This is a genomic window from Rhizobium sp. NZLR8 (genome assembly GCF_019685025.1).
Taxonomy (GTDB): domain Bacteria; phylum Pseudomonadota; class Alphaproteobacteria; order Rhizobiales; family Rhizobiaceae; genus Rhizobium.
On the sequence record NZ_JABDVY010000020.1, the window covers coordinates 53,909 to 69,228 of the forward strand.

Consider the following 15,320-nt stretch of genomic DNA (forward strand, 5'->3'; position numbering starts at 1 on the left):
CGATTCTTTGTCGGGGTTGCCCGCCTGCTTCCCGCCGTCGAAAGAAATTGCCCTGATGTCAGCGTCCAATGCCTTTTTTTCCGAAACGATCCTGCTGCTCGGCGGAGCCGTGGTCGCCGCGCCGATCTTCAAGAAGCTTGGGCTCGGCACGGTGCTCGGCTATCTCGCTGCCGGCATCGTCATCGGCCCTGTCTTCCACGGCATCACCGACGGTGAACAGATCCTTGCGGTCGCCGAACTCGGCGTCGTCTTCCTGCTCTTCATCATCGGACTGGAATTGAAACCCAGCCGCCTCTGGCAGATGCGGCGCGACATCTTCGGCCTCGGCACGGCGCAGGTGGTGGTGACCGGGCTGGCGCTGACCGCGCTCGCCTGGTTTTCCCACGTTCTCGATTGGCGCGGCAGCATCGTCGCCGGCTTTGGCCTGGCACTGTCGTCGACGGCCTTCGCCATGCAGATCCTCGAGGGCGACGGCGACGTCAATACGAAATACGGGCAGCGTTCCTTCTCGATGCTGCTGTTCCAGGACCTGGCGATCGTGCCGCTCTTGGCGCTGATCACCGTTCTCGACGGCGGCGGCAAGGGCAGCAATGCGCCGCTCGCCGATTTCGCCGTCGCCGTCGGCGCGGTCGCGGCAATGGTCGTCATGGGGCGTTACCTGCTGACGCCGCTCTTCCAGATCATCGCCCGGACCGGCGCGCGCGAGGCGATGATTGCCGCCGCCCTTTTCGTCGTCATGGGATCGGCAAGCCTGATGCAGCTTGCCGGGCTTTCGATGGCGATGGGCGCCTTCCTCTCCGGGGTGATGCTCGCCGAATCCTCCTACCGGCACGAGCTGGAGGCCGATATCGAGCCCTTCCGCGGCGTGCTGCTCGCCATCTTCTTCATCGCCGTCGGCCTGTCGCTGCAGCTCGACGTGCTTGCCGACAACGCGCTCTTCGTCATCGTTGCGGTGCCGATCATCATGGCGGTCAAGGCGATCATCATCTACGGGCTTTGCCGGATCTCCGGCTCTCCGCACAACGATGCGATCCGGATCGCCTTTCTGCTGCCGCAAGGCGGCGAATTCGGCTTCGTGCTGTTTACCGCGGCGGCAACCGTCGGGCTGATGTCGGCGAGCACGGCATCGCTGCTGGTCGCGATCGTCACGCTGTCCATGGCGCTGACGCCGATCGGCGCGGCTCTTTCCAAGCGGCTGCTCAGCGGCGATGAGCATGAGGAATTGGACGAGGATTTCGAGGGTGCCGGCGCCGATGTGTTGATGGTCGGCTTCTCGCGTTTCGGCCAGATCGCCGCCCAGATCCTGCTTGCCGGCGGGCGCAGCGTCACCGTCATCGATTTTTCGGCGGACCGTATCCGCCAGGCCTCCGCCTTCGGCTTTCGCATCTATTTCGGCGACGGCGCCCGCAAGGACGTGCTGCGCTCGGCCGGCATCGACCGGGCAAAGATCGTGCTCGTCTGCACGCAGAAGAAGGAAATCACCGACAAGGTGGTGGAACTGGTGCAGGCGGACTATCCGCACACCAGGCTTTACGTGCGCTCCTACGATCGCATCCATTCGATCGAGCTGCGTAACAAGGGTATCGACTACGAACTGCGCGAAACGTTGGAATCAGGCCTGCTCTTCGGGCGGCGGACGCTGGAGGCGCTTGGTGTGCCCGAGGTCGATGCCTATGAAATCGGCGAGGATATCCGCAAGCGCGACGAGGCGCGCCTGGTGCTGCAGGTGTCCGAAGGATTGCAGGCCGGCCGCGACATGCTGTTTTCCCATCCCGTCCGCCCCGAACCGCTGGTCAAGCCGAAACGTGCCGCCGATGCTTTCGAGGACGATCCGCTGGCAGGCACCGTGGATGCGACGGCGGAGGCGTAAATCAAGAGAACATCAGCGCTTCAGCCGCGCTTCGATCTCGCGGTCGAGGGCGAATTTCAGGTCGTCCTTGACACCGACGGACATGGCCAGCACATCGCGGGCCTTGAGGAAATCCATGACGCCGGTGCGGCCGACTGCCGGGCGCAGGAAGATATGCGGCGGGCGGAGCTTCAGCTTCAGCGTGATCGCCGTCTGCATCATCAGCTGGCCGGAACCGAAGATGCTCTCCATGCGGTTCGGGATATGGGTGCCGTCGCCTTCCGGCGCGCCGACGACATCGATGCCGACGACGATGTCGGCAAGATCCATCAGGCATTCGTAAGGCACCGGATTGCTGATGCCGCCGTCGATCATCACGCGGTCGCGCAGGCGCACCGGCATGAAGACGGCGGGGATGGCGGATGAGGCAGCGAGTGCCGGAAACAGCTCGCCTTCTTCGATGATGACTTCACACTGCCCGTAATAATCTGTGGTGATGACTTTCATTGGCACCAGCAGATCTTCAAAGCGGGCCGGCAGCTCGGACGGCAGGAAGGCCTTGAGGATCCGCTCCAGATTGAATTGGCCGATGCGGATGCCCTTGGCCACGGCATCCCGCACCGTCGCCGGCCTCAGGCCCCAGATGCGGCTGACGACGGCCGTCCTGTTGCCGACGGTCGCCAGCGCATGTTCGCGGATTTCGGCGCCGGACATGCCGGCGGCCATGCCGGCCCCCATGATCGCACCCATCGACGAGCCTGACACCGCCACTGGCCGGATCCCGAGTTCGTCGAGCGTCTCGATCACATGGATATGGGCAAGCCCGCGCGCGCCGCCGCCGCCGAAAGCGACGGCGACCGTTGGGAGATCACTGATCGCCGGCAGTTTCGGGCTGATGATCTCTGCCTGCTGCACGCCCGCCCCCGCTTATTGCGGCTGATACCGGAAGAAATGCACCCTCGTATCGCCAAAGATGCGGTTTTCGAGGAAAACATAGGAAGGATGCACGGAAACGACAATATCGGCGCGTTCTTCCAGCACCGCGATCGCGCCAGGCCGCAGCCAGCCGCCCTGAGCGGCGGCCGCCATTGCCTTCTCGCCGAGACCCTTGCCATAGGGCGGGTCGGCAAACAGCACGTCGAAGGCTTCGAGATTGCCGACGCTGCCGAGATCGGTGGCATCGCGGCGCAGGATGCGCGTGCGGCCGTGCAGGCCGAGCGCATCGATGTTTTCCCAGAGCAGCGCCCTGCCCTCGACGCTGTTTTCGACGAAGAGCGCATGACGACAGCCGCGTGAAACGGCTTCGAGGCCAACGGCGCCGGTTCCGGCAAAAAGGTCGAGTATCCGGGTGCCGTCGACACATTCCGGATAGGCATGGCTCAATATATTGAACAGGCTCTCGCGCGTCCGGTCGGCAGTCGGCCGGATATCGTTGGATTTTGGCACGGCGAGAGGCCGTCCGCGAAATTCACCGCCGACGATCCGCACCGCGTGTCATTCCCTTTCCTTTTGCACCACCTCTGGACGGCCCGCCCGCAGGCCTGTCGCCGCCCGGCCTGTCACTGCCTGGCCTGTCACTGCCTGGCTTGGCGCCCTTCGGCTTACCGGAAAAATTCTTGGCCCCACCCGGCTTGGCACCAAAGCCCTTGCCGCGCGGCTTGTCACCCGAAGGCCTGCCGCCCGTAGATTTGTCGCCGAAGGTTCGTTCTCCACGTGGACGCTCAGAGCGGCCTTCGCCGGCGAAGGCCCTGGCTGCGCGCGGACGTTCATCACCGTCCTCGCGCGGTCTGCGATCACCATGCGGCTTGTCGCCGAAGGGGCGATCTCCGCGGGAAGGACGATCACCGAAAGGCCGGTCGCCGCGCGGACGCTCCGAACGGGCCTCACCGGTGGAGGCTCTGGCGGCACGAGGACGCTCGTCACCATCCGCACGCGGCTTGCGATCTCCACGCGGCTTGTCGCCGAAGGGGCGATCTCCGCGGGAAGGACGATCACCGAAAGGCCGGTCGCCGCGCGGACGCTCCGAACGGGCCTCACCGGTGGAGGCTCTGGCGGCACGAGGACGCTCGTCGCCATCCGCACGCGGTTTGCGATCACCACGCGGCTTGTCGCCGAAGGGCCGATCGCCGCGCGAGGGACGATCGCCGAAAGGCCGGTCGCCGCGCGGACGCTCCGCACGGCCTTCGCCGGCAGAGCTTCTGGTACGCGGACGTTCGTCACCCCCTTCACGGGGGGGGCGTTCGCCGCGCGCCGGGCGGTCGCCAAAACCGCGGTCTTCGCGGGCAGGCCGATCCCCGAACGAGCGCTTGCGGCCGGAGCCTTCGCCCTCATCCTTGCGGTGGGGCTGCTCGCTCGAACGGATCCATTCGCCGTCCTCCTCGCGCACGCGATTGATCTGCGTGCGCGGGCGATCCTCGATATGGTGGGAACCGGCACCCTTTGCCGGCGCCTGCTCGCCGCGCCGGCGCGCGGTCTGCTCATTCTTGGCGGCTTTCGCTGCAGCCTTTTCGCCAAGTGGCCGGGCGCCGGGCGCCATCCAGACATTGGCGCTGCGACGCTGGCCGAGCGGCTGAGGACGCTTGGGCTTGTCATCATCCCTGCGGCCGCTATCGCGGCGATCGTCATCTCTACGCCCGCCACCGTGGCGATCGTCGCGCTTGGTGTCGAGGCGGCTCAGCGCCCGTTCGCGCTTGTCTTCGTCGCGGCGCGGACGCTGCTCGCGCCTTTCCGGTACTGGGGCTTCAGCCTCTTCCTCGGCCGCGACGGCCGGCGCGTTGTAGAGCGGCGCGTCGAAATTCGCCTTGGCTTCCTCGATCAGGCGCGGGCCGAGCTGGTCGCGAAGCGTGCGGCCGCGCACTTCGATGACATGGCCTTCCGGCAAGTCGCCGAGCTGGAACGGGCCATAGGAAATGCGGATCAGGCGGTTGACGTCGAGGCCGAGCGCACCCATCACGTTCTTGATTTCGCGGTTCTTCCCTTCGCGAAGACCCATGGTGATCCAGACGTTCGACGCTTGCGTGCGGTCGAGCGTCGCCTCGATCGAGCCATAGAGCACGCCGTCAACGGCGATGCCGTCCTTCAGCTTGTCGAGCGCGTCCTGATCGATCTCGCCATGAGCGCGGACACGGTAGCGGCGCAGCCAACCGGTCGCCGGCAGCTCGAGCGCGCGGGCGAGACCGCCGTCATTGGTCAGCAGCAGCAGGCCTTCGGTGTTGATATCGAGGCGGCCGATCGACATGACGCGCGGCAGTTCTTCCGGCAGATTGTCGAAGACGGTCGACCGGCCTTCCGGATCGGCATTGGTCGTCACCAGACCGGCCGGCTTGTGATAGAGCCATAGCCTGGTGCGCTCGATGCCGCGGATCGGCACGCCGTCGACCTCGATGCGATCGGCGAGCGTGACGTTGACGACGGGGGTGTCGAGAACCCTGCCGTTCAGCGTTACACGGCCTTCCATGATCATCCGTTCGATGTCGCGGCGGGACGCGACGCCGGCGCGTGCCATCACCTTGGAAATGCGTTCGGCCTTGGCCTCGCTATCGGCCTCGGCGGCGATCGCAGCCTTTGCCGGCTTCGCGCCGCCAGGCTTCGCGCCGGCCTTCGGCCCGTCGTCCCGTGAAAAGGGCTTCGCGCCCGGGCGTTTTGGCTTGTCTTTGGGTGTCATTTGTTGTTTGCCTGCCTTTTGGGCCTGTCTATCAGGTCACGCATCTGCGGTTAAGTGGAAATTCTTGCGATCGTGAAGACAAATCGTTTCATGGAGATGGCGCTTGAAGAAGCGCGTGCCGCCGGAGAACGCGGCGAGGTGCCGATCGGCGCCGTCATCGTTATCGACGATATCGCCATTTCCCGGGCGGGAAACCGCACGCGCGAGCTTAAAGACGTGACCGCGCATGCCGAAATCGCTGCGATCCGGCTTGCCTGCGAAACGCTCGGACAGGAGCGTCTCGTCGGCGCCGATCTCTATGTGACGCTCGAGCCTTGCACCATGTGCGCGGCAGCCATCTCGTTTGCGCGTATCCGCAGGCTCTATTACGGCGCCGAAGACCCGAAGGGCGGCGGCGTCGACAATGGCGTGCGATTTTATGCGCAGCCCACCTGTCACCACGCTCCGGAGGTTTATTCCGGCTTCAACGAGGTGCAATCGGCCGACATCCTAAGACGATTCTTTTCGCAAAAGAGAGAGGCGCCGTAATCTTTACAGCGCCGCGCGTCTTTTCAAACGCTCAAAGGCCGCTATTGCAGGAGGTTCCACCACTGCTTGCCGGTGTTGGCGACCGCCGCATCCTTCTTGCGCTTTTTCTGCTTCTTGAGCTCGGGCTCGCCGACATCGTCGAGCTTTGCCGGATCGTCGACGGTGCGGTAGCCCGGCGGCGGATCGGAAATATAGCGGCGCTGATCGATATAGGAGCCCTTCTGCAGGGCGCGGGCTTCACGATAGGCCTTGGTCTGCGCTTCCGTCGTGCGCCGTCCGCCTTCGATTGCCGAGCTGGCGAGCGGCGAGCGGTAGTTCGGATTGTCGGAGTTCGCGTCTGCTTCCCCGACGAGGCGGGCGCGCGTTTCCTCCGGCGATTCAATCCATTGCGGATTGTCCTTGTTGGCGACCGTCTGCTGCGGCGCAACGAGGGTTTCCTTCTGCGCCTGGGCCGGCAGTACCAGCGTCGGGCGCGGCGTGTACTTGACGCCCTTGTTCTTCGGGTCGGGCCCGGTCAGCGACACGGACTGTCCGAGATCGTCGGTCAATTGCTCCATGGCAGTCTTGTCGGTGCCGTAGGTCGGGCTGCTGGCGCAGCTGGAGACCAGGGAGCATCCCGCCATGACGACAGACAGGCAGGCGCCCATACGGAACCAATGCGTTGCGAACATGAAAACCCTTCCAGCCACCGGTGCAATCGTTGCCCAACCGGACAACCGTCCCCCTGACGCAAAAATCCGGCCATTTTCAGGCAGCTTTTACCGGATGAACCGCGAAAACGCAATTCACCCGGCAATATTCTTCACGCGAGCAGCGCAAGCTCGCGAAGGGCTGCAGCATCACGGGCCGAGACGTCGGGATATTCGGGATCGGAACCGACGTCCCTGGTGATCCGCCAGGAGCGGGCGCATTTCTCACCCTCTGCAAGCTTCGGCACGACGCTAACCTCAGGCACTTCGGCCAGGCGGAAAGCTTCAGCCGGGCCTTCGCCGGCCCTGACCTCGATTGCCGAGGTGATGCAGACTTCGGTGAAGTCCTGGCCTTCCAGCGCCTTCAGCAATTCCGGATCGGCGATGTGGACGACCGGCGCCGCTTCCAGCGAGGAGCCGATGCGCTTGTCCTTGCGCTCGATTTCCAGCGCGCCTGTGACAACCGAGCGGACCGTGCGGATCTTCTTCCACTTCTCGGCCAGGGCATCGTTACGCCATTCCTTTGCAACCGGGGCAAATTGCTCCAGATGCACGGAAACGGCGGACGGATTGCGCGACAGCCAGGCCTCTTCGGTGGTGAAGGGCAGCATCGGGGCAAGCCAGGTCACCATGCAATCGAAAATCTGACGGATGACGTGCAGGCTGGCGCGCCGGCGCAGGCTCGATGGCGCGTCGCAGTAGAGCGCATCCTTGCGGACATCGAAATAGAAGGCCGACAGCTCGACATTGGCGAAATCGATCAGTGCGCGGGCGATCTTCTTGAAATCGAAGGCATCGTAGTTTTCGCGCACCAGCTCGTCGAGTTCGGCAAGCCGGTGCAACATTAACTGCTCCAGCTCCGGCAGATCGGCAAACTCGATCTCCTCGCCCGTGTCGTGGGCGAGCGTGCCGAGCATCCAGCGGATGGTGTTGCGCAGCTTGCGATAGGCATCGACATTGGTCTGGATGATCGTCTTGCCGACGCGCAGGTCGTCGGCATAGTCCGAGGTCATGACCCAGAGGCGCAGGATGTCGGCGCCGGCGTCCTTCATCACTTCCTGCGGCGCGGTGACATTGCCCTTCGACTTCGACATCTTTTCGCCCTTCTCGTCCATGGTGAAGCCATGGGTAAGGACGGCGTTATAAGGGGCGCGGCCACGGGTGGCCGCCGATTCCAGCAGTGACGAATGGAACCAGCCGCGATGCTGGTCGGAACCCTCGAGATAAAGGTCGGCCGGCCACTTCAGGTCCGGGCGGTCTTCGAGCGTGAAGGTGTGCGTCGAGCCAGAATCGAACCAGACATCGAGGATATCCATGACCTGCGTCCAGCGGGCATGGTCATGATCGTTGCCGAGGAAGCGCTCCTTGGCGCCTTCGGCAAACCAGGCGTCGGCGCCCTCCTGTTCGAAGGCGTCGAGGATGCGGGCGCTGACGGCTTCGTCGACGAGGACCTCGCCCTGCTCGTCGGCAAAGACGGCGATCGGTACGCCCCATGCTCTTTGACGAGAAAGAACCCAGTCCGGGCGGCCTTCGATCATGGCGCGCAGGCGGTTCTGGCCGGCGGCGGGCACGAAGCGGGTGTCGTCGATCGCACCGAGAGCGCGCGAACGCAGCGTCGTGCCGTCGGCAAGGGTCTTGTCCATATGGACGAACCATTGCGGCGTGTTGCGGAAGATCACCGGCTTCTTCGAGCGCCAGGAATGCGGATACTGATGCTTCAGCCGGCCGCGGGCAAAGAGCGCGCCGCGGGCGATCAGTTCCTTGATGACGCGGTCGTTGGCATCGCCCTTCTTGCCGTTATCGTCGATGACGCGTGCGCCCTCGAGGCCGGGGGCATCCGATGTGTAGAAGCCGCCGTCGTCGACCGGGAACGGGATTTTGGAGTCGATGCCACGAGCCTCCAGCGTGCGGACGGCCGACATCCAGGCATCGAAGTCTTCGCGGCCGTGGCTGGGTGCCGTGTGCACGAAACCGGTGCCGGCATCATCGGTGACGTGATCGCCATCAAGCAATGGCACGGCGAATTCATAGCCTCCGTCCAGACCCTTGAAGGGATGGGCACAGGCCATCGCTGCGAAGTCGGCCGCAGAGACATCGCTCAGGCGCTTGTACTGCAGCTTGGACTTGGCGAAGGATTCCTCAGCCAGCTTGTCGGCAAAGATCAGCTTTTCGCCGGGACGCGGACCAAAATCGTTCTCGGCAGCCGTTACCTCGTAGAGACCGTAGGAGACACGTGCGGAAAAAGAGATCGCGCGGTTGCCGGGGATCGTCCAGGGCGTGGTCGTCCAGATGACCACGAACGCATCCTTGAGCGCAGCCGGACCTTCGACAACGGGGAATTTCACCCAGATCGTGTCGCTCTCGTAATCCTGGTATTCGACTTCGGCCTCGGCCAGCGCCGTGCGCTCGACGACCGACCACATGATCGGCTTGGAGCCGCGATAAAGCTGGCCGCTTGCGGCGATCTTCAGGAGTTCGCCGGCGATGCGCGCTTCCGCGTGGAAGTTCATCGTCGTATAGGGATTGTCGAAGTCGCCTTCGATGCCGAGACGCTTGAACTCTTCGGCCTGGGTCTTGATCCAGCCGGTGGCAAACTCACGGCATTCGCGGCGGAATTCGTTGACCGGGACCTCGTCCTTGTTCTTTCCCTTCTCGCGGTACTTCTCTTCGATCTTCCATTCGATCGGCAGGCCGTGGCAATCCCAGCCGGGCACGTAATTGGCGTCGTAACCGCGCATCTGGAACGAGCGGTTGATGACATCCTTGAGGATCTTGTTCAGCGCGTGGCCGATATGGATGTTGCCATTGGCATAGGGCGGGCCGTCGTGAAGCACGAACTTTTCGCGGCCGGCGGCCGAAGCGCGCAATTTCTTGTAGAGACCCATCTCCTGCCAGCGTTTGACCAGCTCCGGCTCCTTCTGCGGCAGGCCGGCGCGCATGGGGAAATCGGTTTCGGGCAAATAGAGGGTCTTCGAATAGTCGATCTTTTCGGCTGTGTCGGTCATATCGGACAATCGTTTCTGGCGGCCCAGGAAGGGGCGCAACGGGCGTGAAAAAGCTGGTGACGGAAGCGCTTGTATCCAAGCGCCAAAAACCCGGACCTTCCGGCCGCTTAGCGCGCGCGGAAGGCCGGGCCGATAATTCGCATCGTCATCGCCAGCCGAAATTTCGTCATAGCGGCGGTTCATAGGCGTTTTTGCCTGGAAAAGGAAGAGCAGAATTCGCGGTTGCGCCATCGGCATCGGTGGCAGGAATCGCTGGTCTCCCCGCTGCCGCCACGCTCACGGCGACGTCAGGAAAAACAAAGCTTCCGGTCGAGTTCGCCCAGCGGTTTCACACCGGAAAGCAGCGCCCTCGCCTCCTCCTCGTCGCGCTTGATCTGGGCGACCAGCGGATCGAGGCCGTCGAATTTCAGCTCCGGTCTGATATAGCCGAAGAAGGAGACGGCGCAGCGCTGGCCGTAGAGATCGCCACTGAAATCGAAAAGGTAGGTTTCGAGCAACGGTGCACCGTTTTCCGTAACCGTCGGGCGGCGGCCGTAGCTTGCGACGGCGTCGTGCAGCGTGCCGTCCTGGCGGCGGAAGCGGACGGCGTAGATACCGGCGGCGAGTTCGACCTCCGGCGGCAGGCGCATGTTGGCGGTGGGAAACCCGAGCTGCCGGCCGAGCTTTTCGCCGTCGATCACCTCGGCCTCAACCGTATAATGATAGCCCAGCATGCCGGCGACTTCGCTGACATTGCCGTCGCTTAAAAGCGCGCGGATATGGCTCGAAGAGACGACGTCGGCGTTTTCGTCGCGGAAGGCGTCGATCAGGGTGACGCCGAAGCCATAGGTCTGGCCGGCATTCATCAGGAAGGCCGGACCGCCCTCGCGGCCGCGGCCGAAATGGAAATCGAAGCCGGTGACGACCTCTGAGGCGCCGAGCCAATCCTTGAGGATCGAATGGATGAAATCATCGGCCGAGCGCTGCGAAAACTCATAATCGAAGGGATATTCGATGACGGCGCCGAAACCGAGCGTTTCCAGGATGCGGGCCTTCAATGGTGCGGGCGTCAGGCGGAAGACCGGTGTCTCAGGCCGGAAGACCGTGCGCGGATGCGGCTCGAACGTCAGCACCAAAGCGGGGATACCGCGGGCCCTGGAGATTTCGAGCGCGCGGCTGAGCACCGATTGGTGGCCACGGTGCACGCCGTCGAAATTGCCGATGGCAATGACGCCGCCCTTTAGATGGGCAGGCAAGGGTTCCCGGGTTTCATTGCGGTGGAAGACGGTCATCGGCTGGCTTCTCTTTATGCAAGGCGTGGCATCCACCACTTCGGCGCGGCTTTTTCCCGATCGAGATAGGCGTTGAGGATCGCCTCGTCGGTCTCGCCGTTCAGGGTGTATTCCTTGGCGTGGATACCGCCGCTGATGTAGAGAAGGTCGAGGCCGTAATTCAAGGCGCCGCGCACATCGGTCGGCATGCCGTCGCCGATCGCCAGCACGCGGTCGACCGAGAAATCGCCGCGAAGCTCGCGGGCAGCGGCCAGCGTCGCCTCATAGATCGGCCGGTGCGGTTTTCCGGCGATGCGGGTGCTGCCGCCAAGCTGCTCATAATAGGCGGCCATGGCACCGGCGCAGGGGATGATGCGGTGACCACGCTCGACGACGAGGTCGGGATTGGCGCAGATCATCGGCACCTCGCGGGCTTTGAATTCCAGAAGCATGTCGGTGTAATCCTCCGGCTTCTCAGTCTCGTCGTCGAAAAAGCCGGTGCAGACGAGCGATTGCGCTTCGCCCGCCGGCTTGCGCTCGACGCCGATGCCTTCGAGAAGCGCCTTGTCGCGCTCGGGGCCGAGCAGAAAGACCGTCTTCGGCCCTTCGGCGATCAGCCGGCGCGTGACGTCGCCGGAGGTGACGATCCTATCATAGGCGCCGTCGGGAACGCCGATCTGGCGCAACTGCTCGACCACCTGCCAGGAAAGGCGCGGCGAATTGGTGATGAGGACGACGACGACGCCGTTGGCGCGCGCCGCCTCAAGGGCTGCGGCTGCCTTCGGAAACGGATCGACGCCATTGTGAACGACGCCCCAGACATCGCAGAGCACCACGTCGTAATGGCCTGTTATCTCCGAGAAGTTTTCTATCCGCCTGGCCATTCCGATTTCCCGATTTGCTGCAGTCACCGGTGACATTGCAAAGGCGCAAGGCGATGGCAAGGCATTTTCTTCGCCGTCGACCCGCCGCGCCGGTTTCGGCGGCAATCTCCGCAATTCTTCCGCCTCTTCACAATTCCGGCACAAAAATTCGTGATTGCTCTCATTGACTCCTTTCGGAGCCATCCCTAAATGCTCGTCGCTAGCACTCACCGCAAGGGAGTGCTAACATCTATCCATGTGGGCCGCTCCGGCCCGCGAATGTCATTCGATCGAGGGATTAGACAATGGCAAGCACCAACTTCCGCCCCCTTCACGACCGCGTCGTTGTTCGCCGCGTTGAGTCCGAAGCCAAGACCAAGGGTGGCATCATCATTCCCGATACCGCCAAGGAAAAGCCGCAGGAAGGCGAAATCGTCGCCGTCGGTTCCGGCGCGCGCGATGAGTCCGGCAAGGTCGTCGCACTCGACGTCAAGGCTGGCGACCGCATTCTGTTCGGCAAGTGGTCCGGCACCGAAGTCAAGATCGACGGCGAAGACCTTCTGATCATGAAGGAAGCCGACATTATGGGCATCATCGGCTGATCAGCCGCTGGCCTTCCGACGTAGCCGACGGGTCCAGAACCCGGACACTCGAAATGAGGAGTTTCAATCATGGCATCTAAAGAAATCAAGTTTGGTCGCACCGCGCGCGAAAAAATGCTGCGTGGCGTCGACATTCTCGCCGATGCAGTCAAGGTAACGCTCGGCCCGAAGGGCCGTAACGTCATCATCGACAAGTCCTTCGGCGCTCCGCGCATCACAAAGGACGGCGTTTCCGTCGCCAAGGAAATCGAACTCGAAGACAAGTTCGAAAACATGGGCGCACAGATGGTCCGCGAAGTTGCTTCGAAGACCAACGACATCGCCGGTGACGGCACCACGACCGCAACTGTTCTTGCCCAGGCGATCGTTCGCGAAGGCAACAAGGCTGTTGCAGCCGGCATGAACCCGATGGACCTGAAGCGCGGCATCGACCTCGCTGTTGCTGACGTCGTGAAGGATCTCCAGGCCAAGGCCAAGAAGATCTCCACTTCGGAAGAAGTTGCACAGGTCGGCACGATTTCGGCAAACGGCGACAAGCAGGTCGGTCTCGACATTGCTGAAGCCATGCAGAAGGTCGGCAACGAAGGCGTCATCACGGTTGAAGAAGCCAAGACCGCCGAAACCGAACTCGAAGTCGTCGAAGGCATGCAGTTCGACCGCGGCTACCTCAGCCCCTACTTCGTGACCAACCCGGAAAAGATGATCGCCGACCTCGAAGACGTCTTCATTCTCCTTCACGAGAAGAAGCTCTCGAACCTGCAGTCGATGCTTCCGGTTCTCGAAGCTGTCGTTCAGACCGGCAAGCCGCTCCTGATCATCGCTGAAGACGTCGAAGGCGAAGCCCTCGCAACGCTCGTCGTCAACAAGCTGCGCGGCGGCCTCAAGATCGCTGCCGTCAAGGCTCCTGGCTTCGGCGACCGCCGCAAGGCCATGCTCGAAGACATCGCCATCCTGACCGGCGGCACCGTGATCTCCGAAGACCTCGGCATCAAGCTCGAATCCGTCACGCTGGACATGCTCGGCCGTGCGAAGAAGGTTTCGATCTCCAAGGAAAACACCACGATCGTCGACGGTTCGGGCGCCAAGTCCGACATCGAAGGCCGTGTTGCCCAGATCAAGGCTCAGATCGAAGAAACCACCTCCGACTACGACCGCGAGAAGCTGCAGGAACGTCTTGCCAAGCTCGCCGGCGGCGTCGCCGTCATCCGCGTCGGCGGCTCGACGGAAGTTGAAGTGAAGGAAAAGAAGGACCGCATCGACGACGCGCTCAACGCGACGCGCGCTGCCGTTCAGGAAGGTATCGTCCCCGGCGGCGGTATCGCTCTGCTGCGCTCTTCCACGAAGATCACCGTCAAGGGTGCAAACGACGACCAGGAAGCCGGCATCAACATCGTTCGCCGCGCCCTGCAGTCGCTCGTTCGTCAGATCGCTGAAAACGCAGGCGACGAAGCCTCGATCGTTGTCGGCAAGGTCCTCGACAAGAACGAAGACAACTACGGCTACAACGCCCAGACATCCGAATATGGCGACATGATCGCCATGGGTATCGTCGACCCGCTCAAGGTTGTCCGCACGGCGCTGCAGAACGCTGCTTCTGTCGCATCGCTGCTGATCACCACCGAAGCCATGATCGCCGAACTGCCGAAGAAAGACTCGGCTGGCGGCGGCATGCCGGGCGGCATGGGCGGCATGGGCGGAATGGACATGATGTGATAGGCCTACGGCCTTCACAGCATCGTTCATGAAACCGCCCATCATCTAAAATGGGTCAGCGCGTCAAGCGCGCTGAACGGGCGGAATGGACATGATGTGATAGGCGAAAGCCTGCACTGCCATCATTCCGGTCTCCGGAACAGGAAGGGCGATCCCCGGGTCGCCCTTTTCTTTTGCGCGCATTCCCGTCTCCGGCGATTCGGTCCGTTGTGCGCAATTTCATGGCGCGTCGCGCGCTCCCGCCCGGGAAGCTTTCGCGAAGCTTGCGTCGCCGCGCTTTTTCAGGCCGCCGATCTCGGTGGGAGATTGCAGCGTTGCGGCGCCATTTCTCACCGCATGTCGAGTGGAACCGCATTCAAAGCCCGCAAAATTGATGTTTCGGCGCCGCTTCCCCGCTGGATAGGCTGAGGATGCCGGCATCCCAGGAAAAATACCGATCCGAACACCCCTTAAAAAGCCGTTGCCGTTTGTTCAAAAGCTCCTATAAATCCGCGCTGCAATTAAGCGCGCCCACCAAACGGGCGCGAGAGTCGATCCTTGACGTTCCGCAGGCTCGATGGCCGCGGCAACGATCGCAGGTAAAAGCACGGGCATCATGCCTGCTGCTGCGTGATCCTGTTTTTGTGTTTACCGAGCGTGCGGCGGAGGAGCTGCATGCGAACGGGGGAACGCCTTGTTTAAGATCGCCAAAGCCAATGCAGCCGTACCTTTGACACCCGGCTCGCTTGAGCACCACAATCAAAATGACGAGATCGTGGCGCAGTTTTCGATTTCCGAAGCCTGGACCGGAGATTTGTCGAGCGGCATGTTACGTCTCGGCGAATGGAGCGCGATGCTGCACGGCCTCTCCGCACAGGAATGCGGGCTCCTAAGCCTGATCCGCTGCTACGATACCAAGGACCGCGGCCACATCTTGGAACTGTTCGAGCAGGCGGCGACACGCTGCTCCTCCTTCTGTTTTTCGACGACGATCATCACGCCGAACGGCTTGCGCCAGCCGCTGTTCTGCATGGGCGAGTCGAACGGGCTCGAAGAGAAATACAGCGGCAGCATGGTCGGCGTCTTCATCTTTCCGCGCTTCAAGCTTGAAGGCGCAAGGCAGATTGCAAGCCACCGATAGTGGCCGGGGGTAGAACACCAAGGCCGTCCCGATGGGC

At 62.8% G+C, this 15,320-nt stretch carries 12 protein-coding genes; 5 read left to right on the forward strand and 7 right to left on the reverse strand.

The features are described 5' to 3' along the window. Positions 1–55 precede the first annotated feature (55 nt). On the forward strand, positions 56–1,870 hold the full coding sequence (locus HJB89_RS29945; RefSeq protein WP_207583103.1) for a monovalent cation:proton antiporter-2 (CPA2) family protein: 1,815 nt from the start codon (positions 56–58) through the stop codon (positions 1,868–1,870). 12 nt (positions 1,871–1,882) lie between these two features. On the opposite strand, the gene HJB89_RS29950 is transcribed toward HJB89_RS29945, so the two are convergent. The 3 genes from HJB89_RS29950 to HJB89_RS29960 are packed head-to-tail and all read right to left on the reverse strand — an operon-like array spanning position 1,883 to position 5,513. Continuing rightward, complete coding sequence (locus tag HJB89_RS29950; RefSeq protein WP_207583102.1) at positions 1,883–2,764, reverse strand: patatin-like phospholipase family protein; 882 nt, start codon at positions 2,762–2,764, stop codon at positions 1,883–1,885. A gap of 12 nt (positions 2,765–2,776) precedes the next feature. Beyond that, positions 2,777–3,337, reverse strand: coding sequence for a 16S rRNA (guanine(966)-N(2))-methyltransferase RsmD (gene rsmD / locus HJB89_RS29955; RefSeq protein ID WP_039618105.1), 561 nt, complete (start codon positions 3,335–3,337; stop codon positions 2,777–2,779). After that, complete coding sequence (locus HJB89_RS29960) at positions 3,318–5,513, reverse strand: pseudouridine synthase (protein WP_221150900.1); 2,196 nt, start codon at positions 5,511–5,513, stop codon at positions 3,318–3,320. The genes rsmD and HJB89_RS29960 overlap by 20 nt, the downstream gene beginning before the upstream one ends. Before the next feature lie 90 nt (positions 5,514–5,603). Here HJB89_RS29960 and HJB89_RS29965 point away from each other — a divergent pair, with 90 nt between their 5' ends. Continuing rightward, complete coding sequence (locus HJB89_RS29965) at positions 5,604–6,041, forward strand: nucleoside deaminase (RefSeq protein WP_209888859.1); 438 nt, start codon at positions 5,604–5,606, stop codon at positions 6,039–6,041. Between the two features lie 41 nt (positions 6,042–6,082). Here the strand turns inward: HJB89_RS29965 and HJB89_RS29970 are convergent, their stop codons facing one another. From HJB89_RS29970 to HJB89_RS29985, 4 genes are all read right to left on the reverse strand, one after another. Then, positions 6,083–6,712, reverse strand: a complete 630-nt coding sequence (locus HJB89_RS29970) for a hypothetical protein (protein WP_207583100.1) — start codon at positions 6,710–6,712, stop codon at positions 6,083–6,085. A 131-nt stretch (positions 6,713–6,843) separates the two neighbouring features. After that, complete coding sequence (gene ileS / locus HJB89_RS29975; protein WP_221117565.1) at positions 6,844–9,735, reverse strand: isoleucine--tRNA ligase; 2,892 nt, start codon at positions 9,733–9,735, stop codon at positions 6,844–6,846. A gap of 287 nt (positions 9,736–10,022) precedes the next feature. Continuing rightward, positions 10,023–11,006, reverse strand: a complete 984-nt coding sequence (locus HJB89_RS29980) for a bifunctional riboflavin kinase/FAD synthetase (RefSeq protein WP_207583098.1) — start codon at positions 11,004–11,006, stop codon at positions 10,023–10,025. A gap of 14 nt (positions 11,007–11,020) precedes the next feature. After that, on the reverse strand, positions 11,021–11,869 hold the full coding sequence (locus HJB89_RS29985) for a TIGR01459 family HAD-type hydrolase (RefSeq protein ID WP_207583097.1): 849 nt from the start codon (positions 11,867–11,869) through the stop codon (positions 11,021–11,023). A gap of 284 nt (positions 11,870–12,153) precedes the next feature. Here HJB89_RS29985 and groES point away from each other — a divergent pair, with 284 nt between their 5' ends. From groES to HJB89_RS30000, 3 genes are all read left to right on the forward strand, one after another. Continuing rightward, the gene (gene groES / locus HJB89_RS29990) at positions 12,154–12,450 is read left to right on the forward strand and encodes a co-chaperone GroES (protein ID WP_003545797.1); all 297 of its coding nucleotides are present in this window, start codon (positions 12,154–12,156) and stop codon (positions 12,448–12,450) included. 69 nt (positions 12,451–12,519) lie between these two features. Further along, on the forward strand, positions 12,520–14,163 hold the full coding sequence (groL, locus tag HJB89_RS29995) for a chaperonin GroEL (protein ID WP_207583096.1): 1,644 nt from the start codon (positions 12,520–12,522) through the stop codon (positions 14,161–14,163). A gap of 673 nt (positions 14,164–14,836) precedes the next feature. After that, positions 14,837–15,283 carry a hypothetical protein gene (locus tag HJB89_RS30000; protein WP_221150901.1) on the forward strand — a complete coding sequence of 149 codons (447 nt, stop codon included), beginning with the start codon at positions 14,837–14,839 and terminating at the stop codon, positions 15,281–15,283. Positions 15,284–15,320: the final 37 nt, after the last annotated feature.